Origin of the sequence: Sphingobacterium sp. BS-2 (genome assembly GCF_046161205.1) — a bacterium.
Lineage (GTDB): Bacteria > Bacteroidota > Bacteroidia > Sphingobacteriales > Sphingobacteriaceae > Sphingobacterium > Sphingobacterium mizutaii.
Window position 1 is genome coordinate 77,859 of the sequence record NZ_JBIXGO010000012.1, and the last position, 24,031, is coordinate 101,889.

Genomic DNA, 24,031 nt, shown 5'->3' on the forward strand with positions numbered 1-24,031 from the left:
CGTACACCTAAGTTATCAAATTTTATTCCCTTTATAGTTATCTGCCCTGCAAACAAACGAATCCGAAAAATTATTGTTATTTTGGTAGCTAACAAGACTTTTTGTCATGGTCACTATTCTAACGAAACAAAACAGCATTGCAAACCATTTCTTAGCAGAACTAAGGGATGTGAGGGTTCAAACAGACAGAATGCGATTCAGAAGGAATCTGGAACGCTTGGGCGAGGTCATGGCCTATGAAATCTCCAAAACCTTTGAATACAAATATTCTGAAGTAGAAACTCCACTGGGTGTTGCCAATACCCATTTAATGAGCATACAACCGGTAATTGCAACCATTATCCGTGCAGGTCTACCCTTTCATCAAGGTCTGTTGAACTACTTTGATTCTGCGGACTCTGCATTTATTGCTGCTTATAGGCACACGAAGAAAAGTGGAGAGTTTGAGATCCACAAAAAATATCAGAACACACCGAACCTGGATGGTAAGATCGTTATTATGGCCGACCCTATGCTGGCTACCGGACGCAGCCTGGTCTTATGCTGCAAGGACCTGATGAATGATTATGATATCAAGGAATTACATATTGCCACGGTCATTGCGTCGGAAGAAGGCCTACAGCATGTTCAGGCGTTTTTGCCAGAGGTACAGATTTGGGTGGGCGCCGTGGACAATGAGCTGACGAGCAAGTCTTATATCGTCCCAGGACTGGGCGATGCCGGAGACCTGGCTTTTGGCAACAAAGAATAGTTTAACCGCTAAAAAAGAAACAAATACTTAGCAATTTATTAACATATAACAATTAGATAATGAACCACATATCCGTAAATTTAATAAACAAATTTTCATACTATGGAATGGCAAAAATACAACGGAGAGACAATAAAACTTCCTTTATGGTCCGCAGTTGAGGAGACCATTGTAAAGGAGAAAGCTGCTGGCAATAAACTCAAGGTCTATATAGGTACCGACTCCCAAGTCAAAAGAGGTACCGTCGAATTTGCAACAGTCGTTGTCTTCCTCAGAGAACACCGAGGTGGTTTTATGTTCATCAGAAAGGACAAGAAAAGCCACAACATGACCATCAAAGAAAGAATGCTCTTAGAAGTTCAGCATTCAATTGAAACCGCTTACGAACTTTGCCCCCTCTTAGATCAGTATCAAATCGATCTAGAAGTCCACGCCGACATCAATACAAATCCAAATTTCCAATCCAATACCGCACTGAAGGAAGCCATGGGCTACATCCTAGGAATGGGTTTTATTTTTAAGGCTAAACCAGAATCCTTTGCCAGTACAAATTGCGCCAATAAATTGGTTCAATAAGCCTGCTTAAAGGTTTCTTCGTAATTGAGTCGCCACTTTAATTACTTCCTGTAATTGAAGGATGCCAAACTTACCCCCTCATTTTTGATCTAATCCCTAGGTCAGTAAAAATCTTCTCCCCTAATTTTTCTTAAAGTCAAGCTGATCTCTTTCGCCTCCATCTATTCAATATTTCAGTAATCTATGCTGTTCCATTTGGACCTCATTCGAGACACATTCGAGAAATGCCGAACTGGACAGAATGCTGTCCGAATGATTCTCGAATGATTCTCGAACATGCCTCGAATAAAACCCCTATTCCCAAATGACGATTGACCCTTGCAATGTAATTTTTTCTGACCATTATTTTTAATAATGGAATAGAATGGGCACATTTATTAAAAATTTCGAGAACAAAAGCATGCAGGACTTCCTACAGCAATTATATGAGCAGTTTCTGCTGACCTCCCCTCTGGAATGGTTGGCGACGATTACCGGTTTCCTTTGTGTTTATCTTGCCGCCAAGCAAAATATCTGGAATTGGCCGATCAGTATAATCTCCGTCCTGACCTACTTATACATCTTCTATCACAATAAGCTATATGGAGATTCTGTCCTGCAGATCTATTTTCTAGGGACAGCGATTTATGGTTGGTACTATTGGAACAAAAGAGCACATTCTGATCAGCGACCCATCAGTTCATTCAACAGCAAACAGATGCTGATGACCATTGGATCCATTGCTGTCCTTTCAGCTATTTTGGGCTTGGTATTAGACCGTTTTACCGATACAGATGTACCCTATGCAGATGGATTCTGTACGGCAACCAGTTTTGTAGCACAGTTTCTGATGACGAGGAAAGTCTTGCAAAATTGGCTACTCTGGGTATTTGTAGACATCTGTTATATCCCTTTGTATTTCCACAAGGACTTGATCTTGACGGCCGTCCTCTATTTGGCATTTGCCATTATCGCGTGGAACGGGTACCGAGATTGGAAGAAAACCTATCAAAATTTTCAGTAATATTGCCCTTCTATGGAAATTGAAAGAGCACATCCCTTTAAGGTTGCAGTGGTAGGGCCGGAATCTACAGGTAAATCGACCATGGCAAATTATCTTGCCAAAGCATTAGGAACGGTATGTGTTCCGGAGTATGCTCGATATTATTGCAAAAACTTAAACAATCAATATACCTTACAGGACGAGGTCAATATGTATTATGGGCAGGTTGCTCTGGAAGAAGCATTGACCGCATCAGCAAGCAATGGACTCTTGGTCTGTGATACAACAATATTGACAGTGAAGATATGGTCCGATCATTTATTTGGCCATACCCCAAAGGAAGTAACTGAGGAAATCAAATCAAGGAAATATGACCTCTATCTCTTGATGGACATTGACCTGCCTTGGGAGGATGATCCATTGCGGGACTTCCCTACTGAAAGAGCCCACTTTATGCAAGTATGGAAAGATGAGCTGCATGCCATCCAAGCCCACTATGAAATCATTTCCGGACTCGATGCGGCAAGACTGCAAAACGGCTTGAATGCCGTAAAAAAGCATCTTAACTTATAAAATGAGAAAGCCGAGGAATCTTCCTCGGCTTTCTTATTTTATGGTTTTAGCAATCAGCAAAGTCTAAATACTAACTACTAAATACTTGATCTCTAATTAATAACGGTATGCTTCTGGTTTATAAGGACCTTCTACAGTTACACCGATATATTCAGCTTGTTCAGGAGTCAATTCATCCAATTCTACACCGATATGGGCAAGGTGCAAACGAGCAACTTTTTCATCCAAGTGTTTAGGCAAGGTGTACACTTCTTTTTTGTATTGGTCAGTATTGGTCCAAAGTTCCAATTGTGCCAATGTTTGGTTGGTGAACGAGTTTGACATCACGAAAGATGGGTGACCCGTAGCACAACCTAAGTTTACCAAACGGCCTTCAGCTAATAGGATGATATCTTTACCATCGATGGTATATTTATCAACCTGAGGTTTGATTTCCACTTTTGTATTTCCGAAGTTTTGGTTTAACCAAGCCACATCGATTTCATTGTCGAAGTGACCGATATTACAAACTACGGTTTTATCTTTCATTGCCTTGAAGTGTTCAGGGCGGATAATGTCTTTGTTACCGGTAGTAGTTACTACGATATTAGCTTCTTTGATCGCATCAGCCATTTTCTTAACCTCATAACCTTCCATTGCTGCTTGTAGCGCACAGATAGGGTCAATTTCAGTTACCAATACACGCACACCTGCAGAGCGTAGAGATTCAGCAGAACCTTTACCCACATCGCCATACCCCGCAACAACTGCAACTTTACCAGCCAACATTAAATCGGTAGCACGGCGAATGGCATCAACCAATGATTCACGACATCCGTATTTGTTATCAAATTTCGATTTGGTTACGGAGTCATTCACATTGATCGCTGGTAAATGAAGGGTACCATTTTTCATGCGTTCGTATAGACGGTGAACACCGGTAGTGGTTTCTTCAGAAAGACCTCTGATACCATCGATCAATTCAGGGAATTGGTCGAATACCATATTGGTCAAGTCACCACCATCATCCAAGATCATGTTCAATGGTTGACGATCTTCTCCAAAAAACAAGGTTTGTTCTATACACCAGTTAAACTCCTCTTCATTCATTCCTTTCCAAGCATACACCGGAATACCTGCAGCAGCGATAGCAGCAGCAGCATGATCTTGAGTAGAGAAGATATTACAAGAAGACCAAGATACATCAGCACCTAGTTCAACTAGCGTTTCAATCAATACAGCAGTTTGAATAGTCATGTGCAAACAGCCTGCGATTCTTGCTCCTTTTAAAGGTTTGGTTGCACCAAATTCCTTACGTAGGGACATTAAACCTGGCATTTCCGCTTCTGCTAATTCTATTTCTTTACGTCCCCACTCAGCTAAAGAGATGTCTTTTACTTTGTAAGGTACGTAGGTAGTTTCTAATGATGACATAGTTTTCCTTTTTGATTTTAGAATCACAAAATTACTTGATAGTCAAATCAATTCAAAACATTGTCGCATTATTCACTGTAAAATTGACATTTTCTTGAGGATAGCGCCTTGACTATGGCATCATTTAAGACTATATTTGCATAAATCATTAAGAATAAGAATATGTATCCAGAATATTTAGTAGCTCCAATGCGTCAAGAATTAGTTGATGCTGGATTTCAAGAATTAAAGTCAGCAGCTGAGGTTGACTCTGCAATTCCTTCTGAAGGAACTGTATTCGTAGTTGTAAACTCGGTTTGTGGTTGTGCTGCTGCCAATGCACGTCCTGCTGCAAAAGCTGCTGTTAAGAACGAGAAACACCCTGACAAATTGGTTACTGTATTTGCCGGAATGGAAAAAGATGCAGTAGACAAAGCACGTCAATATATGTTACCTTACCCTCCATCTTCTCCAGCGATGGCATTGTTCAAAGATGGTAAGTTGGTACATATGATAGAAAGACATATGATTGAAGGCAGACCTGCTCAAATGATCGCTGACAACTTAGTTGCAGCTTTCGACGAGTACTGCTAACATTCATTGTATTTTGATTTTTGAATATCGAAAAAGCTTCTTTTAACCTTAAAAGAAGCTTTTTCTTATTCCAGGCAATTTCAGCTTTTTCTTAGTACCTTTGTCTTAAATCATCTAAACAAGACGATGAATCTTAAAACCAAACTTATATTTCTATTTCTGATAAGCTTGTTCATAAGCTGTACCACCAATAAACAAATTGACCTGATTGTTTATAATGCCAAAGTGTACACGGTAGACTCTCTTTTTTCTACGGTGGAGGCCTTTGCTGTAAATAATGGGGTCATTGTAGAGTTGGGGGACTCTCAAGACCTACTGAACAAGTATGATGCAAAGGAAAAAGTAGATGCAGAAGGAAAGTTTATCTATCCGGGTTTCTATGATGCCCATGCACACTTCTTTATGCTGGCCGAAGGAATGGATGAAGTAAACTTGGTAGGATCAAAATCATTTGATGAGGTTTTAGAAAGGTTAAAAGCCTATTCCAGTGCCAATCCGGACAAAAAATGGATTATTGGTAATGGATGGGACCAAAACCTTTGGGAGGTGAAGGATTTCCCGACCAAAGATTCATTGGACAAATATTTCCCCAATATCCCGATTTATTTAACCCGGGTGGACTACCATGCTGCATTGGCAAATTCCAAAGCACTTGAAAAAGCTTCCTTGGACAGTGCCTACTTTGTTGAAGGCGGTGTAATTTCGGTGAACAAGGAAGGCTTGCCAGATGGTATCCTGATCGACAATGCCATGCAATTGGTTCAGAACCATATTCCAAAACAACAGAATTCTGCTCTACTGAAGATCTTAAGAAGAGCGCAGGATTCTTTGCTTTCAGTAGGCCTGACCAGTATTGTAGATGCGGGACTTAGCAAAGAACAGATCGAATCGCTCAAGATATTCTATAATGAAGATTCATTGGCTATCCGGGATTACGCCATGGTATTGGCCACAGACCAAAGTGTAAAGGACTATTTGAGGTCAGGAACCTTTGAGTCCGACCGCTTAACGGTTCGATCCTTTAAGTTAATGGCAGATGGAGCACTGGGCTCTCGCGGTGCATGTTTATTACACCCTTACCATGACGCACCAACCAATGGATTCCTATTGCAAAGCCCTGAAGAATTCGATAAGATCATCAAAAGATTGGCCAACAGCAATTTCCAGGTAAATACCCATGCTATTGGGGATTCTGCCAACAGGATAATCTTGGACACCTATGGAAAATACCTGAAAGACGGCAAGAAACGACGTTGGAGGATTGAACATGCGCAGATCATAGCACCTGGTGATTTCGATAAATTCAAGGATTTTCAGATCATCCCTTCGGTGCAACCGACCCATGCTACCTCGGATATGTATTGGGCAGAAGATCGAATCGGACCTGAGCGTATCAAAGGTGCCTATGCCTACAAGAAACTTCTAGAGGAATATGGATTATTGGCATTAGGAAGTGATTTCCCCGTGGAACATTACAATCCACTATATGGTTTTCACGCTGCTGTAGCAAGGGTGGACAAAGTTGGATATCCTGAAGGTGGTTTCCAGATGGAGAATGCCATCACAAGGGAACAAGCTTTGCGTGGCATGACCATTTGGGCTGCTTACTCATGTTTTCAGGAAAAGAAACGTGGAAGTATTGAAAAAGGTAAAGACGCAGACTTTGTCATCTTAGAAGATGATATTATGACGGCAGCGAACGATAAACTCCGAGATATCAAAACCCTGAGAACGGTTATCGCCGGGCAGACAGAATACCTAAGATCTAAATAAACGATTATTCTAACACATCAAATTCCTTAGGTTTGAAATAGGCTAACAATCCCGAGATCAGTAATAATGCGGGCAGCCCCAGGATTCCAAACAGGAAAAGGAAGTATTTTGAATGGTAGATCGAAAGAATATCCCGGTCCACATCTTGTCCTTTGTAGATATTGATAAAGCCACTTTTAAAATAATCGTGTACCTGTGCCATCTCTTTTAACACCTCATATTGTGCGCCCCTTGGAAAGGCTTCGAAATAATCAAATCCCCGAACGTTCATTTTCTTGAAATGGGCTATTGACCCTTTTGCAAACTCATCATCCAGATGGGCATTGAGTTCCTTCTGACTAAAAATCTTGTTATAAGAAAAGCCCAACCAAGCCTTCGCATGCGTACGGTAGGCATCGGACTTGGAAAAAATGGGTGCAATAAACAGGATACTGACCTGATGTTTACCCATGCTAAAGAAATGTGGGTTACTGATGGTTCGAATGGGAATTACTCGCATTCGATCAACATACCAGTCTTCCACTTCTAAGAAAACTGGGCTTTCACCTGCTTTCAGATCATTGATGCTTTTCAAATGGAGTACCTTGGAGAAATTGTAACGGATTCCCTTTGCCAAAGCAGGAAATAAGATTGCGGTAAGAATGGGAATAAGGACAAATAATAACAAAATCGGCACCGTCTTGATAGAGTTGGGTGATAGGTCGGGATACAGAACACGGAGGATGCGATGAAGAAAGATATAGATAAAAAAAAGGCTTAAGGCAAGGGGAATCAACCATAGGACCCATTCTGGGAGATTAATATTCCAGAAACGGACCAGGAGGAAATAGGCAAAACTGGTGACCAGGAGCAATAGCAGCTCTAGAAGCAATAAAGGAATAAATATTCTATTGAAAAACATACAACACCTTATTGATATTGGTTAAAAGTAATGTATTTCAAAAAAAAATCCTTAGAATTCTAAGGATTTAATCTTTATTGCATATCGAAAAGATGTTTTTCGGCGTGGTAAGAGGATCTTACCAATGGTCCGGATTCTACATATTTGAATCCCATTTTCAATCCGATTTCTTTATATTTTTCAAATTGTTCAGGTGTAACCCAATCAATTACCGGGTGGTGTGCTTTTGTAGGTTGCAAGTATTGGCCGATGGTCAAGATATCGACACCAACATTATACAGATCTTGCATAGTTTCAATTACATCCTCTTCATTCTCGCCTAAACCTAACATGATGCCCGATTTTGTGCGAAGGCCTGCTTCAGAGATTCTTCTTAGGCATTCCAATGAGCGATCATATTTAGCTTGGATACGAACTTCGCGAGTCAGTCTCCTTACGGTTTCTATATTGTGGGATACCACCTCAGGACGAACTGCCAATACGCGGTCTAGGTTTTCCCATTGCCCTTTAAAGTCAGGGATCAAAGTCTCTAAGGTTGTTTCCGGACTTTCTCTACGGATAGCCAAGATTGTTTCAGCCCAGATCTGGGAACCTCCATCCTTTTGATCATCACGGTCTACTGAAGTAATCACGCAATGCTTAACCTGCATTAATTTGACAGAATTTGCAACACGATTTGGTTCATCATGGTCTACAGGTAATGGTCGACCAGTAGCTACAGCGCAGAATGAACACGATCGCGTACAGATATTTCCTAGGATCATAAAGGTAGCAGTACCTGCTCCCCAACATTCACCCATGTTAGGACAATTTCCACTTTCGCAAATGGTATGCAGCTTATGTTCATCAACCAAACTTCTTACATGTCGGTATTCTTTTCCAACAGGTAACTTTACGCGTAACCAATCAGGTTTGCGTTGAGTCTGGTTTACAGGAATTACAGGAAGTTCAATCATGCAACAAATTTAATAATATTTACAGTATTTATGTTAAATGAATGTTAGGATAATCTCATAAAAAACATGTCTCTACTTTTATTGTTATCTAAATATTATTTTTTTAGGATATTTGCTAAAAATCAAACCCCTATTCTCCAATATGGTTAAGCATCTGCGTAAATTACTCTTTTTGACCTGTCTGTTGCCCTTATGGCTTTCTGCCCAAGAACAAGAAATTGCCATCATTCCACGACCTGTCAAAGTCCTTTCTATGGAAGGAGAACTCAACCTGAATCAAAAACTGGATCTCTACTATACGGAAGAATTTTCGCAGGTTGCAGATTTAGTGAATGAGATACCAGGTATCCATATTGGAAATTCAGAATTAGTAAAAAAGATCAAGAAACAGCATCAATCGGGCATCCGTTTGTTTAAAGCAGAAGAATTTGATCGCGTGGATCCTAATGGCTACCTGATTGAAGTGGATGAACATGGAATTCTAGTGAAGGCACATTCTCCTCAAGCCATGATTCCCGGAATCTATAGCTTGGTGCAATTGAGCTACCTGAACGATTCGAAGTCCTTGCCTTATGTTCGCATCGAGGATAAGCCAAGGTTTCCATATAGAGGCATGCACTTGGATGTATCGCGCAATTTTATGCCTTTTAATTTCCTGAAGAAATATATAGACCTATTGGCCCTTTATAAATTCAATTATTTCCATTGGCACATCACAGATGGTGCTGGATGGAGATTGGAGATCAAGCAATACCCAGAATTGACGAAGAAGGCTGCCTGGAGAACACATACGCTATGGAAGGATTGGTGGAACAATGGCAGGCAATACGTCGATGAGGGTACTCCAAATGCCAGTGGTGGCTATTATACCCAAAACCAAGCAAGGGAATTGGTGGCCTATGCTGCCAAGCGTGGTATCACCATTATTCCTGAGATTGAAATGCCTGGCCATTCCGAAGAGGTATTGGCGGTTTATCCTGAACTATCATGTACTGGAGTCCCATATACCCAAGGTGAGTTCTGTCTGGGAAATGAGGATACCTATAAATTCCTGAAGAACGTTTTGGACGAGGTGATGACCATCTTCCCTTCCCCATATATCCACATTGGAGGAGATGAGGCTGATAAATCACATTGGAAAAATTGTCCAAAGTGCCAGGCCTTAATGAAAAGGGATAGCTTGAAGTCGGAAGAAGAGCTACAATCCTATGCTATCAAGCAAATGGATGAATACTTGCAATCAAAAGGCAGAAAGCTGATTGGTTGGGATGAGATATTGGAAGGCGGATTGACTCCGGGAGCAACGGTGATGAGTTGGAGAGGTGAAGAAGGCGGTATCAAATCGGCAAATGCCGGTCATGATGTGATCATGACGCCGGGTGCTTATCTATATTTTGATGGCTACCAAACCGATCCAAGAACACAACCTGAGGCATTGGGTGGATTTCTTCCTTTGGAAAAGGTATATAGTTATAATCCTATTCCCGAAGGCATTCAGGATGATAAGAAGAAACATATTTTAGGTGCACAGGCCAATGTATGGACCGAGCATATCCCGACCTACCAACATGTGGAATACATGGCATTCCCTAGGGCATTAGCGCTTTCGGAAGTGGTCTGGACAGATAAAGACAGTAAATCTTGGCCTGATTTCCAGAAAAGATTGCAACAGCAATATAAAATATTGCAGAAGCTGGAGGTGAATTATTACCGTCCTTCCTATAATGTGATCAACAAGGTGGAATTTGATTCTGCTCAGGTTAAGAATACCATAAGTTTAAGTTCGGAACAGTTTAAACCATACATTCGCTATACGATAGATGGAACGGAACCGAGCAAATCATCGACCTTATACAACCTTCCGATCGAGCTTTCCAAATCAGCAGTAATCAAAGCGGCCTCATTTTTGGATTCAGCGCGAGTAAGCCCAGTGGAGACCATAGAATTGGATATCCATAAAGCGATTGGTAAAGAGGTGATCTATAAAACGCCTTGGGAAGGATATCCGGCGCAAGGAAACAGGACACTGACCAACGGCATTAAAGGAACGTTGACCTATCAGGATGGGCAATGGCAAGGATTTACCAAAGGGGTTGATGTGATCGTGGATTTTGAAAGAAGGGAAGAGATAAAATCTGTAGCCCTGAATTTTATGCAGATACCTGCTCCGGGGGTCTATTTTCCGGGAGAGTTTACGGTGTTAGTATCGGACAATGGAAAAAGTTACAGAGAATTAGGAACTGTAAAAAATCAGGTGAGCACTACAGATCCAGCCTTGAAATTCCAAAAGTTTGAAATCAAGCTAGAAAAGCCGATAATGGCAAGATATATACAGATCAAGGCAACCAATCCGATGAAGGGTTATCTATTTGCCGATGAGATCGTCATTTATTAAAGGAAAAAGGGAATTCAAAACAATGAGTTCCCTTTTTTATGGACATTGCTTTTTGTAGGCTGGGGCATAAAGGGTTTAATGCGATTAATTCATGATGAATTTCCTAAATAAGCGTATAGGAAACTTCAATTTTTTCGATGAAATAATTCGTTCATTATTAAAATAAAAATGTAACTTTGCACTCCGACAAAGCAGTCGGAAAAACACCTCCCATTAAGGCAATCTCTGTCTGCAAGCGTCCACTTAATTATTTGTATTTAACAATTGAAATAAAAAATAATGCCTAGAAACACCTCCATCAATTCGGTATTAATCATTGGATCTGGACCTATTGTTATCGGACAAGCCTGTGAGTTTGACTATTCAGGATCACAAGCAGCATTGTCTCTGAAAGAAGAAGGAATCTCTGTATCCATCATTAATTCAAACCCAGCTACAATCATGACCGATAGTGTTGTAGCAGATCACGTTTATTTACTTCCATTAACTTGCGAAAGTATCGAGCAGATCCTTCAGGAACGTCAAATCGATGCTGTACTTCCGACTATGGGTGGTCAGACCGCTTTGAACCTATGTATTGAAGCCTCGAACCGTGGTATTTGGGACAAATACAATATTAAAGTGATAGGAGTTGATGTAGCTGCTATCGAGAAAACTGAAAACCGTGAAGAATTCCGCCAATTGATGATCGACATCGGTGTTGGTGTTGCGAACTCTAAAATCGCAAACTCCTTCTTGGAAGGAAAGGAAGCGGCTCAGTTGATCGGATTCCCATTGGTAATTCGCCCTTCTTACACATTGGCTGGAACCGGAGGTGGTTTTGTGCACAAGAAAGAAGAATTTGACGCTGCCTTGAACAGAGGTCTGCATGCATCCCCTACCCATGAGGTATTGGTGGAACAAGCGGTATTGGGTTGGAAAGAATTTGAATTGGAATTATTACGTGACTCGAACGATAACGTAATCATCATCTGTACCATCGAGAACTTTGACCCAATGGGTATCCATACCGGAGACTCCATTACCGTTGCACCGGGAATGACCCTTTCGGACAAATGTTACCAAGATATGCGTAATCAAGCAATCAAGATGATGCGCTCTATCGGTAACTTCGCCGGTGGTTGTAACGTTCAGTTCTCAGTAAATCCTGAAAACGAAGAGATCATTGCCATCGAGATCAACCCACGTGTATCCCGTTCATCAGCATTAGCTTCTAAAGCTACAGGTTACCCAATCGCTAAGATCGCTGCGAAATTGGCAATCGGTTATAACCTGGATGAATTACAGAACCAGATCACTAAAAATACTTCAGCATATTTCGAGCCTACTTTGGACTATGTAATCGTAAAGGTTCCACGATTTAACTTTGACAAGTTCAAAGGTGCTAACAAAGAATTGGGCTTACAGATGAAGGCTGTAGGTGAGGTAATGGCAATCGGCCGTACTTTTATCGAAGCGCTTCAAAAAGCTGCTCAATCGCTGGAAACTGGCCGTGCTGGTTTAGGTGCGGATGGTCGCCAATCTAGAAACTTAGAGGAAATCATGTATAGCTTGGAGCATCCAAGTGCTGATCGCCTTTTCCATATCAAAGATGCTTTCGAATTAGGTGTTCCTTTGGAATCAATCCGTAAAGCTACCCTGATCGACAAATGGTTCTTATTGCAAATTCAAGAGCTGGTTCAACTAGAAGGTGAATTGCGTAGATACCAATTGAACAATATCCCGCGCGACTTCTTCATGACCTTGAAACAAAAAGGTTATTCTGATATCCAAATCGCTTGGTTATTAGGAAATACTACAGAAGACGAGGTTTATGCACGTCGTAAAGAGCTGGGTATCCGTCGCGTTTATAAAATGGTTGATACTTGTGCTGCGGAATTCCCTGCACAAACTCCATATTACTACTCTACTTTCGAAGATGAGAACGAGTCTGTAGCATCTGACCGCAAGAAGATCATCGTATTAGGTTCGGGACCAAACCGTATCGGTCAAGGTATCGAGTTTGATTACTCCTGTGTACACGGTTTATTGGCAGCAAAAGAATGTGGTTACGAAGCCATCATGGTGAACTGTAACCCTGAGACTGTATCGACAGACTTTAACATGGCTGACAAACTTTACTTCGAGCCTGTATTCTGGGAACATGTTCGTGAAATCATCGAATTGGAGAAACCAGTAGGTGTAATCGTTCAGTTGGGTGGTCAAACTGCCTTGAAAATGGCTGAGCGCTTAGAAGCTGAGGGCGTGAAGATCATCGGAACAAACTTCGCTAACATGGACTTGGCAGAAGACCGTGGAAGTTTCTCTGACTTATTGAAAGATTTAGATATCCCTTATCCTAAATACGGTGTTGCGACATCTGCAGAAGAAGCCATCAAAGTTGCGAATGAAGTTGGTTACCCAGTTTTAGTTCGTCCTTCGTATGTATTAGGTGGACAAGGAATGAGCATCGTGATCAACGATGAAGACTTGGAAAAAGCAGTAGTGAACCTATTGAAAAACCTTCCAGGTAACCATATCCTGATTGACCACTTCTTGGATAGAGCTGAGGAAGCGGAATCAGATTCGATCTGTGACGGTGAGGATGTTCACATCATCGGTATGATGGAACACATCGAGCCAGCAGGTATCCACTCTGGTGACTCATCAGCGGTATTGCCTCCATTTAGCTTATCAGAAAATGTTCAGCAAAAAATGGAAGAGTACACTATCAAATTAGCGAAAGCCTTGAATGTTATCGGTCTATTGAATATCCAATTCGCGATCAAAGATGAGAAGGTATTCGTAATCGAGGCGAACCCTCGTGCATCCCGTACGGTTCCATTTATCGCGAAGGCTTATGATGTACCTTACATCAATATCGCTACGAAGGTGATGTTGGGCGAGAACAAATTGAAAGACTTCACGATTGAACGTAAATTGAATGGATACGCGATTAAAGAACCTGTGTTCTCTTTCTCGAAATTCCCTGAGGTAGATAAGCAATTAGGCCCTGAGATGAAATCAACTGGTGAAGCGATCCGCTTTATCAAAGATCTTAACGATCCACATTTCAGAGAATTGTACAGCAAGAAATCAATGTTCTTGAATGCGCAGTAGTACTAAGTACGAAGTACTAAGTATTTAGTATTTAGTATTTAGTATTTAGTATTAAGACTAAAAAATACAAAAAAAAGGTCTGAGATTAATTTCTCAGACCTTTTTTGACATACATATAGTCTAAATACTAAATACTCTCTACTAAATACTTCTACTAAATACTACTCTTGACACACCTAAACCCCACATTATTGGTTGGTGAGTTGATTTCTCCTTTGCCGCGGCTGCCGGCTTTATAGCGTTCGCAATATTGGTCGTTGCAGAGGAAAGAGCCACCGCGTTGTACGCGTTTGATGGTTCCGGGTTCTTGGGGGTCGTAAGAGTCCGCAGGTCCTTTGGGATTATCTTTGGGACTGTGCTGGTAGTAATCTGGCCTGTAGAAGTCAGAACACCACTCCCAGACATTGCCTTCCATATCGTAAAGGCCATAGGCATTCCCTGGAAAGGATTTAACGGGTGCTGTGGTTTCGAATCCATCTTCCTTGGAGTTCTTGGTTGGGAATTCACCTTGGTAAATATTGGCTAACCATTTGCCATCTTCTAGCTTTTCGGATCCCCAATAATAGGTTTCCGATTGATGCTTTCCTGCTTTGGCAGCGTATTCCCATTCTGCTTCAGTTGGGAGCCGCTTACCAGCCCATTTTGCATACGCTTCTGCATCTTCATAAGCAAGCTGCGTGACAGGATGGTTCTCCTTTCCTTTTATGGAGCTCTTAGGGCCTTCAGGATGGCGCCAATTTGCGTCGGGGACATATTCCCACCATTGCAGGTGATCTTGCAAACCTTGGACTTGTTTGGGAGCCGAGAAGACCGCCGAACCTGGGACCAAGAGTGCAGGGTCAGCTCCTGGAAAATCTTTTGGGTCCAATGGACGCTCTGCTACCGTTACATATCCAGTTGCTTTTACAAAAGCTTCGAATTGCGCATTGGTCACCTCATGCACATCCATGTAAAAGCTATTGACCGTAACCTGATGTAAAGGCTGGGCATCTTGGAAGTTATTGCTCCCCATTTCAAAGGTTCCGCCTTCAATCTTGACCATCTCCGATTTATCCTCTCCTACGATATTACTAATTGAATCCTTCTTCAGGCTTGCGAAACGCGAAGGGATCGATGAAGTATGACAAACGGCAACCGAATCAGAAAAAACAACCTGCTCTTTATTCTTAGCACCTGATTGGCAAGCAGTAAATAGTAAAATGGATATAGGAATAGATTTGAAAATGTTCATAGTACAGGATTGAAAGTCTCCTTTTACAAAGATAACAGAGTAATTGAAAAATGAAAATCTGGAATAAGTAGGACTGGAATCAAAAAAAGCTGCCTGTTGAGGCAGCTTTAATGAAAATATAGGATTTTTAACTATTTCACGTTTAATTGAACATCCTTCGCATTCACCTTTGGACGGATCTTGGTGTTACCACCACCGTTCAAGGTCATGTCATGAGGCTTGTTTGTTTTCCAGTTACCTCTTGTGAAGTCAGGGATATCCACTGTTCTGCTGTTTTTAGAAACAGATTCAACACTCAATGGAACGATCGCACTCCATACAGCACCGTCATAAACAGTCTGATCTAGAGGAAGGCCATTACGTAGACAGTCGATCATTCTCCAGTCCATCATAAAGTCCATACCACCGTGGCCACCTACTTCCTTAGCTTGTTCACCGATGAATTTCACTAATTCTGGAGTATATTGATCGTATAGTTTCTTAAGTTCTTCTGGTTTCACGAAGCTATGTCCAAAAGCAATTCCTTCTTGCGGGTATTTCTGCGCAAAGCCTTTTGTACCGCTCAATAAGTGGATACGAGAGTAAGGACGAGGTGAGGTAACATCATGTTGAACCATTAATGTTTTACCTTTTTCAGTTTTGATCAAGGTAGTGTCCATATTACCTCTGTATTTCTTACCTACGAATTCTTTGAAGAAATCATCTGTGGCAGCCAATTCTCTAGCTTTATCAGCCATCATGAAGTCGTTAGACTGCATAGCTACCAAGTGGGTCAATTTATCCCCACAGTTGATGTTCATACATTGCGCGATTGGGCCGATACCGTGAGTTGGGTATAAGTTACCGTTCATTTTAATGTTTTCGCGCAATCTCCACATGTTATCATAACCGTTCTTATCGAAGTTTAGGCTCAATAAGTCGTGGATATATGCACCTTCGGCATGTACCAATTCACCGAATAATCCCTGGCGAACCATGTTCAATGTCAACATTTCGAAGAAGTCATAACAACAGTTCTCCAACATCATACAGTGTTTCTTGGTTGCTTCAGAAGTTTTTACCACTTCCCAGATTTCAGAGACAGTCAATCCCATTGGAACTTCTGTTGCTGCGTGAGCACCAGATTTCATTGCTTCAATAGCCATTGGAGCATGGTATTCCCAAGGGGTTGTGATATATACAAGGTCTAATTCTTCGTTTTTCAACATGGTTTTCCAGCCATCTTCACCAGAATAAGCTTTCGCTTCCTTCAGACCTTTTTTAGTTAAAATAGTTTGAGCTTTCGTAACACGGTCAGCATGTTTATCACATAGAGCTACGATGTCTACTCCTTCGATGTAAGACAGACGGTCCACAGCACCAGGACCACGCATTCCGAGTCCAATAACGGCTACTTTAACTTTATCTATTTTTGGAGCAGCAAATCCAGACATATTGAAGTTGGAACTTGCAAACACCTCGTTTTGCAAAGAGGGCAATGTGATTGCTGCGCTGGACAACAAACCAGCCTTCTTTAAAAAATCTCTACGGGAGTTATTCATAGTATAAATTTATTATCTAACTAATTTACAAAATAAAGGGGGACATAGTCCCCCTATAAATCACCTATTTTAAAACAAACTAAACAGTCAAATTTTGATTTATCACAAATTAACGAATGGTATAATTTGGTTGAGGGGCTTGATTATCAAACCACTAATACAATGATAATACGATTTTTGATAAAACAAAAACAATTTGACCACGCAAACGTTTGTCCAATTTGCACAACCGTTTGCTTTCTGTCAAAATATTGAGACAAAAGGCTATAGATTGATATTCCCGATCATTTCCTTCAGCGCCAGCTCCGAAAGCTTCGCCTGTAACCTGGAAGAATTGAACCTCGATACCGCATTGATGAAGTTTTCTTGGGCATCTCGGAACTCCACGGCGGAAATGGTTCCTATCTTATATTTTTCAAGGGTAATATTGAGGTTCTGTCTGGCGATATCGGCATTATTCTCCTCTAAACGCGCTAAAGACAGGTTTGTTTGATATGATTCATAAGCGGTAGACATGGCTGTACGGATCAATAGATTCTGTTGATCGATCATCAAGCCTGAGTTTTCCAATTGGATCTTGGCAACCCTTTCATTTCTCCGTTGATTAAATCCATCGAAAATATTGATCGAAGCGGTAACACCATAATTAAATCCTCGGGAGTTCGAACTGGAAACGAATCCTAGACTGGATTCCGATTCTGAAAAATTATAGCCTGTGCTCAAGCGAACAACTGGATACCGATTCCCTTTGACCCGCTTGATTTCCAATTCAGCCATTCTTTTATTAATCGCAATGATCTGCAGATCTGGATTGTACTCTTTGGCTTTGTTCAATAGTTCATCGTAGATCAAAGAATCATCATACTCCACTTCTCTTTCTACATCAAACTCAATATTGAGTTCGCGCGCCATTAGGCTGTTCAGGTTAATCTTTAGGTTCTTGACTACATTGGCTTGCCTCAATCGGTTGGATTCATCTTCATTCAGGTTCACTTGCACGTTCAATACTTCCAAACGAGAAGCTTTTCCGATCATGAATCTATTTTCAGCAGTACGTAGGCGTTCCATGGAGATATTGATACTTGAATCTATGGCATTCAGGAGGTTCTGTTGCTCCACAATGGTATAGTAAGTAGAGATGACATCAGATACCTTAGCCAATATGGTTTTTTTAAGCTCAAACTCGCCTTGCTTTTGCAACTCCTTGAGTTGATCATATCTTGAAAACATGGCGAAACCATCAAAGATGGTCCATCCAATGCTTACGCCATAGCTCATACTATTGTTTTTCGCATTCCTTAAGGATCGCTCATCGCCATTGGCTTGCACCTGCGAGGAGTTCATCACAGAGTTATTCTGCGAAAAATTACCGGTCACATTCGGCAACATACCTGCATTGCCATAGGTGGTATTTTCCTGTGCAATACGAAGGTCATTCTGCGATAGTTTTATTTCAAAGTTATTCTCAAGTGCAATCTGAACAGCATCTTTAGCAGTCAATAATCCCTGCGCATGCAAATCCAGCCCTGCTAACAGGATCAAACAGCCTAATAAGACAAGTTTCTTCATTTTATTCTTCAATTTCCTCCAGCATTTTAATTTCTTCCAATTCCGGATGTAAGTTCTTCTTCCTTGACATCATCAGGTAAAATGCAGGAATAACAAATAAAGTCAATATTAAGGCGAAAATAGTTCCACCAACAATCACAACCCCCATGCCGATACGGCTGGTTGATGCAGCCCCTAATGAAAGGGCTATCGGCAATGCGCCTAATGCAATCGCCAATGAGGTCATCAAAATAGGTCTCAGCCTCGCTTCCGAAGCCGTAACCACGGCATCGTACTTATTATAGCCTTCTTCCCGCAATTGATTCGCAAACTCCACGATCAAGATCCCGTTCTTAGTTACCAATCCAATCAACATGATCGTTCCGATCTGTGAAAAGATATTCCAAGATTGTCCGAAGAGCCATAGTGAAAACATAGCCCCGGCAACAGCCATCGGAACGGTAATGATGATGATGATAGGGTCAATGAAACTCTCGAATTGTGCGGCAAGGATCAGGAAGATTAGCAAAACTGCCAATCCGAATGCAAACATGGTATTCGATCCACTTTCCACAAAGTCTCTGGACTCACCACCCAAATCGGTAGTGAAAGTATCATCCAAAACCCGTTCTTTGATCGCTTCCATTGCTTCGATTCCATCCCCCATACTCTTTCCAGGCGCTAGGCCAGCAGAAACGGTCGCAGCCATATAGCGGTTATTGTGGAATAACTGCGGCGGACTGCTTCTTTCTTCGATTTCCACGATATTATCCAACTGGATCAATTCTCCTTGACTATTCTTGACAAAGATGGACGCAAGATCCATCGGTGTCGCTCTATCCTTACGGTCAAACTGCCCCATCACTTGGTATTGCTTCCCATTCATCATAAAGTAGCCAAAACGTTGACCAGAAAGGGACATTTGCAAGGTCTGAGCCACATCCAACACCGAGACACCCAAGGATTGGGCTTTTTCCCGGTCGATACTCACATATACCTCTGGTTTGTTAAATTTCAAATTGACATCCGTAATGGAGAAAGTATTGTCTTTTGCCAGCTCATCCATAAATTCAGGAATCTTTTCTTCCAATTTCTGGAAGTTTGGCGCCTGTATGATATACTGAATAGGAAGACCTCCCCTTCTATTTACCGAAATGGTAGGTTGCTGCGATACAGAAACCCGTCCCTCGGAGTAGCCTCGGGTCAATCTCGAAAGGTCATCCGCAATTTCCTGCTGCGTCCTTTCTCTTTCATTCGGCTGCACTAATCCCAAACGGACAAATCCTGAATTGGATGAAGCAGAACCAAAACCTGGAGATGTAATTACCAAACTAACTTTTTTCTCAGGCACCGAATCATTGATCAACAGGGTCAGGTCAGTCATAAACCGATCCATATAATCATAGGATACCCCTTCAGGAGCCGTTGCCCTCAGACTGATATAACTACGGTCATCGTAGGGCGCTGTTTCCTTTGGCAATAATTGATAAAAGAAATAGATCAATGCAAAACAAGCTAGAATCGTGGCAAAACTAAGCCATTTCATCCGAAGGAAACCTTTCAAGGAATCTGCATAGCTTGAGTTCATCATTTCAAAATAACGCTCAGTACGCATATAAAACTTCGATCTCTTCTGCTCGCCACCTTTCATCAAGTAGGCATTCAACATGGGGGTCAAAGTCAATGAAACAAAAGCTGAAATCAATACCGCTGCCCCGATGACGACGCCGAATTCCCGGAATAGCCTTCCCACGAATCCTTCTAAAAAGATTACCGGTAAAAACACCGCTGCTAGGGTGATAGAAATCGAGATTACCGCAAAGAAAATCTCATTCGATCCTTTAATGGCTGCCTGAATAGGCGACATCCCTTCTTCCACCTTCTTAAAGATGTTCTCAGTTACCACAATACCATCATCCACCACCAAACCGGTGGCCAATACAATGGCCAGCAAGGTCAATACGTTGATGGAGAAACCACAGAGGTACATAATAAAGAAAGTGGCAATCAATGAAACTGGGATATCGATCAATGGCCTAAAGGCAATGGACCAGTTTCGGAAGAACAGATAGATGATCAACACAACCAAAACGATAGCGATCAGCAAGGTTTCTACAACTTCCAAGACAGCCTTTTTTACGAATTGAGTATTATCGATCGCTATATTCAATTCAAAGCCTTCCGGCAATTCATTTTGCAGGCGATCATACTCCTTATAGAACTGATCGGCAATTTCCAGGTAGTTTGTACCGGGTTGAGGGATTACCGCCAAGCTGACCATTGGAAAGCCTGAGTCGGACATCTTGGTCTCAAAGTTTTCAGCCTCTAATGCAGCTTTACCTACATCCGAAAAACGGACGATCCGGTTGTTATCCGAACGGATGATAATATTATTGAATTCTTCCTCTGTTGCTAAGTTACCAATGGTTTTAATGGCCAGTTCAGTATTGGCACCCGTTAATTTCCCTGATGGTAATTCCACGTTCTGAGTGGTCAATGCAGACCTCACATCCAATACGGTCAAGCCATAGGAAGCTAACTTCACGGGATCTATCCACAAACGCATGGCAAATTTCTTCTGCCCCCAGATCTGAACCGAACTCACACCAGGAATGGTCTGTAGCCTTTGGGCAATGACATTTTCTGCATAATCCGATAATTCCAACACATTCTTAGTGGCACTCTGCATCGTCATGGTCAGAATAGGTTCCGAATCCGCATCTGCTTTGGAAACCACCGGCGGGGCATCAATATCTTGAGGCAAACTCCGCAAGGCCTGCGAAACCTTATCCCGCACGTCATTTGCTGCCTCTTCTAAGTTTTTGCTTAGGTTAAACTCTATGGTAATATTACTGGAGCCCTGATTGGAAGAAGAAGATATATTCCTGATCCCATCAATGGAATTGATGGATTTTTCCAAAGGTTCGGTTATCTGCGATTCAATGATATCGGCATTGGCACCTGCATAGTTTGTTCGAACGGATATCTGGGCAGGGTCAATGGACGGAAACTCACGGACCCCCAAGAACGTATATCCAATGATTCCAAAAAGAATCAGGATCAAGTTCATGACTATCGTCAGGACAGGCCGCTTAATACTTATGGTAGATAAACTCATTTTTTTCTCGATTATTGAAGGTTCACCTGAACTTTAGAGCCATTCCGCAAGGACATTACTCCCGAAGTCAGCACAGTATCTCCTGTCTGGATCCCCGAAGTAATCAATACGTCCTCATCCGTTCTTGCTCCTGTTTCAACCATGACCTCATTCGCCATACCATTTTTCATCACAAAAAGCTTTTTACCATTTTGAACGGGTATCAACGCTTCTGCCGGAACTAACAAGCCGTTTTCCAAAGTTTCCAATGGAAAGATAATATTGGCAAAAGTTCCTGGAATGATACGATCTGAACTGTTAGATGTGATTGCTTTTACTAATAATGTCCTGGTGTTTGCTTCCACTGCCGGTTCCGTTGCATAGATCTTGGCAGTAAATTCCCCTTCCACACCTTGAACACTAAATTTAATTTGATTATTGAGGGTTACTTTATTGGCATATTTTTCTGGAATTGAAAAAGAAACCTTCAACCTATTGGTATTTACCAGTTGTGCAATATTGGTTGTCGGAGTCACATAACTTCCTTTCGAAATACTTCTTAGACCGATACGGCCCGAAAAAGGAGCACGGATAACCGTCTTGCTTAACTGCGCCTTGATCAATTGGATCTGCGATTGCGCAGTCCGGAAGTCGGCACTTGCGATATCGTATTCTTCTTGAGAAATAGCTTCCTTTTCCAACAAGAGCTTAGCTCTTCTTTCATTTTCAGCAGCTAGGTTATTGCGGGTTTGAGCTTGAGCCAATTGAGCTTGCAGCTCCGCATCATTGATGGTCAAAAGAGGTTGACCTTGAGAAACCCTGCCCCCTTCCGAGAAATTGATCGACTCTACGATACCCGAAATCTCCGTATGCAGCTCAATCTGTTCATCTGCCTCGATGGCACCCGATAAAGAAAGGAAATCAGAGAAAGGTTGGCCTTGAACGACAGTCCCATAAACTTTTACTGAGGAGTTGCCACCTCTAGGTCCCTGTTGTGCCGCTGCTTTTTCTTTATTTTTGTTGATCCTATAGAAGACCATTCCACCAACAACCAATACTGCTATCAATAATATTACTATGGATTTTCTTTTCATTTCAGGTTAGATAAAAACTTATCGTTTTCACGTTTTATAAAACTGAAAAATAGAAAAAAAAGGAATAGGATAGTGTAATATTGTTATTATACTATTATTAGCAGAGAATTAACACAAGAATACTATGCAGAAGGAACCTGCACAGAGCTCACAATATTAAGCTTTTTAAGGATGACTTGGATCAATTGCCATAATTTATCCACTGTTATTTCAAAGTGCTTAGCAATATTATTCAGGCTAAACCCCTCTAATAAGCGATGCACTATGGTCAATTCACGCTTGGACAACTTTCTCCTCGATTGGGGAGGTTGTTGGATCCCAAAGAACAGGGATTTAGTAATTTCAGGACTGACATAAGAAGAACCATTGATCACATCAATGATTATATTCATCATGTCCACGGATTTAGTTCCTTTTTTGACAAAGGCATTAGCGCCAGCAAGTAGGCTCTTACGAACAATGGCAGGGTTATCAACATCCGATAGCATGAGGATATGTACATTGGGATAAAGCGCCTTAATAATCGGGATACCAGAGATCCCATCGATATCAGGCATCATGATATCCAAGAGGATTACATCAGGGATTTCTGAATTAGCGGCTTTCGTTTGGAAGTCCATGATCGATTCAGCCTCGATTACAAAATCAAAGTGAACTGCATTGATATTCATAAGCTGGAATTTCGTCAAAGTACGACAAAAGACGCTATCATCAATTATTCCTAATTTAATGCTCTGCATATTTATTAACTTAAATCCACTAAATTGATCCTTGGGCAAATCAATATTAACAACTTATTATGTTTCCTTATAAATATACAATTTGTATGCAAATTCAGAAAGAAACTATATGTAAAAGTAGGATTATTTTTTATAAATTAATTAATTTATAAAAATAAGAGATAATATTTTTCAGTAGAGATAAACGAAATAATTTAAACAACCTTAAGTAAAAACAAACAAAGATTTATACAATTTATTTGTTACAACTTAAGTATTAGGTTAAATTTAAGAAACATAGATTGAAATTCAATAAATACATTGAATAATTAGAGGTTTTCTCCATGAATTATTTAGATAAAATTACAAAAACGGTAAAGCAATAAGAAGGATTGATATTGGATTAAGTGAAATAACCTTAAAAAAGCTTGACTAAGGGGGAACTGAGATAATTTATTAATTGTTGGGCAATTGAAGTTGGATGGGAAGGATGGTTGAACCAGGATGGATGGGATGGGAGGATTGTTTGAACCAGGATGGATGGGATTGGAGGATGGACCAAGACCGTCATGGAAAACATACTTCCGCCTGAACGTCCCCCATTCCGTAGGGGCGGATCGCATCCGCCCGCCGCCATGCACCGGACCTGCCTGTTCCCTTACCGCTTTCCCAATGTCCATAAAAACAGAAAGCCCGCTGTCTGTTGACAGCGGGCCTCTCTATAAAATTAGGCACCGACCTACTCTCCCACCTGTTACGGCAATACCATCGGCTCTGGCGGGCTTAACTTCTCTGTTCGGAATGGGAAG

At 41.3% G+C, this 24,031-nt stretch carries 17 protein-coding genes; 8 read left to right on the plus strand and 9 right to left on the minus strand.

Going from position 1 to position 24,031, the window contains the following annotated elements; genetic code table 11:
• Positions 1 to 106: 106 nt before the first annotated feature.
• The 4 genes from upp (at position 107) to ACK2WI_RS05245 (ending at position 2,882) form a co-directional block, all read left to right on the plus strand.
• Positions 107 to 751, plus strand: a complete 645-nt coding sequence (gene upp / locus ACK2WI_RS05230) for a uracil phosphoribosyltransferase (RefSeq protein ID WP_093100449.1) — start codon at positions 107 to 109, stop codon at positions 749 to 751.
• A gap of 102 nt (positions 752 to 853) precedes the next feature.
• Positions 854 to 1,327, plus strand: a complete 474-nt coding sequence (locus tag ACK2WI_RS05235) for a ribonuclease H-like YkuK family protein (RefSeq protein WP_093100451.1) — start codon at positions 854 to 856, stop codon at positions 1,325 to 1,327.
• 364 nt (positions 1,328 to 1,691) lie between these two features.
• Positions 1,692 to 2,330, plus strand: a complete 639-nt coding sequence (gene pnuC, locus ACK2WI_RS05240; RefSeq protein WP_312698026.1) for a nicotinamide riboside transporter PnuC — start codon at positions 1,692 to 1,694, stop codon at positions 2,328 to 2,330.
• Positions 2,331 to 2,342: 12 nt separating this feature from the next.
• Positions 2,343 to 2,882, plus strand: coding sequence for an AAA family ATPase (locus tag ACK2WI_RS05245; RefSeq protein ID WP_409149984.1), 540 nt, complete (start codon positions 2,343 to 2,345; stop codon positions 2,880 to 2,882).
• 96 nt (positions 2,883 to 2,978) lie between these two features.
• Here the strand turns inward: ACK2WI_RS05245 and ahcY are convergent, their stop codons facing one another.
• Positions 2,979 to 4,295, minus strand: coding sequence for an adenosylhomocysteinase (gene ahcY / locus ACK2WI_RS05250; RefSeq protein ID WP_093100456.1), 1,317 nt, complete (start codon positions 4,293 to 4,295; stop codon positions 2,979 to 2,981).
• Positions 4,296 to 4,457: 162 nt separating this feature from the next.
• Here ahcY and ACK2WI_RS05255 point away from each other — a divergent pair, with 162 nt between their 5' ends.
• Positions 4,458 to 4,868, plus strand: a complete 411-nt coding sequence (locus tag ACK2WI_RS05255; protein WP_093100458.1) for a BrxA/BrxB family bacilliredoxin — start codon at positions 4,458 to 4,460, stop codon at positions 4,866 to 4,868.
• A 126-nt stretch (positions 4,869 to 4,994) separates the two neighbouring features.
• Entirely contained in the window at positions 4,995 to 6,641 is a 1,647-nt protein-coding gene (locus ACK2WI_RS05260; RefSeq protein ID WP_093100459.1) for an amidohydrolase, read from the plus strand.
• A gap of 4 nt (positions 6,642 to 6,645) precedes the next feature.
• Here the strand turns inward: ACK2WI_RS05260 and ACK2WI_RS05265 are convergent, their stop codons facing one another.
• Together ACK2WI_RS05265 and lipA are read right to left on the minus strand one after the other, a co-directional pair.
• A complete protein-coding gene (locus ACK2WI_RS05265; protein WP_409149985.1) occupies positions 6,646 to 7,542 on the minus strand; it encodes a hypothetical protein in 897 nt (298 codons plus the stop codon).
• Positions 7,543 to 7,616: 74 nt separating this feature from the next.
• Positions 7,617 to 8,498: a lipoyl synthase gene (gene lipA / locus ACK2WI_RS05270; protein WP_093100463.1), complete on the minus strand. Its 882-nt coding sequence runs from the start codon at positions 8,496 to 8,498 to the stop codon at positions 7,617 to 7,619.
• Between the two features lie 142 nt (positions 8,499 to 8,640).
• On the opposite strand from lipA, the gene ACK2WI_RS05275 reads away from it, so the two are divergent.
• Together ACK2WI_RS05275 and carB are read left to right on the plus strand one after the other, a co-directional pair.
• The gene (locus ACK2WI_RS05275; RefSeq protein ID WP_409149986.1) at positions 8,641 to 10,893 is read left to right on the plus strand and encodes a family 20 glycosylhydrolase; all 2,253 of its coding nucleotides are present in this window, start codon (positions 8,641 to 8,643) and stop codon (positions 10,891 to 10,893) included.
• Between the two features lie 279 nt (positions 10,894 to 11,172).
• Positions 11,173 to 13,992: a carbamoyl-phosphate synthase large subunit gene (carB, locus tag ACK2WI_RS05280; protein ID WP_312698031.1), complete on the plus strand. Its 2,820-nt coding sequence runs from the start codon at positions 11,173 to 11,175 to the stop codon at positions 13,990 to 13,992.
• A 154-nt stretch (positions 13,993 to 14,146) separates the two neighbouring features.
• Here carB and ACK2WI_RS05285 read toward each other — a convergent pair whose 3' ends face one another.
• From ACK2WI_RS05285 to ACK2WI_RS05310, 6 genes are all read right to left on the minus strand, one after another.
• Complete coding sequence (locus tag ACK2WI_RS05285; protein WP_409149987.1) at positions 14,147 to 15,223, minus strand: formylglycine-generating enzyme family protein; 1,077 nt, start codon at positions 15,221 to 15,223, stop codon at positions 14,147 to 14,149.
• 131 nt (positions 15,224 to 15,354) lie between these two features.
• Positions 15,355 to 16,764, minus strand: a complete 1,410-nt coding sequence (locus ACK2WI_RS05290) for a Gfo/Idh/MocA family protein (RefSeq protein WP_093100471.1) — start codon at positions 16,762 to 16,764, stop codon at positions 15,355 to 15,357.
• Positions 16,765 to 17,028: 264 nt separating this feature from the next.
• Complete coding sequence (locus ACK2WI_RS05295; RefSeq protein WP_093100473.1) at positions 17,029 to 18,333, minus strand: TolC family protein; 1,305 nt, start codon at positions 18,331 to 18,333, stop codon at positions 17,029 to 17,031.
• A 1-nt stretch (position 18,334) separates the two neighbouring features.
• Entirely contained in the window at positions 18,335 to 21,430 is a 3,096-nt protein-coding gene (locus ACK2WI_RS05300; protein WP_409149988.1) for an efflux RND transporter permease subunit, read from the minus strand.
• Positions 21,431 to 21,441: 11 nt separating this feature from the next.
• Positions 21,442 to 22,503 (minus strand): efflux RND transporter periplasmic adaptor subunit, encoded by a 1,062-nt coding sequence (locus ACK2WI_RS05305; protein ID WP_313368339.1) that lies wholly within the window; start codon positions 22,501 to 22,503, stop codon positions 21,442 to 21,444.
• Between the two features lie 122 nt (positions 22,504 to 22,625).
• On the minus strand, positions 22,626 to 23,243 hold the full coding sequence (locus ACK2WI_RS05310) for a response regulator transcription factor (protein WP_093100478.1): 618 nt from the start codon (positions 23,241 to 23,243) through the stop codon (positions 22,626 to 22,628).
• Between the last annotated feature and the right edge of the window lie 788 nt (positions 23,244 to 24,031).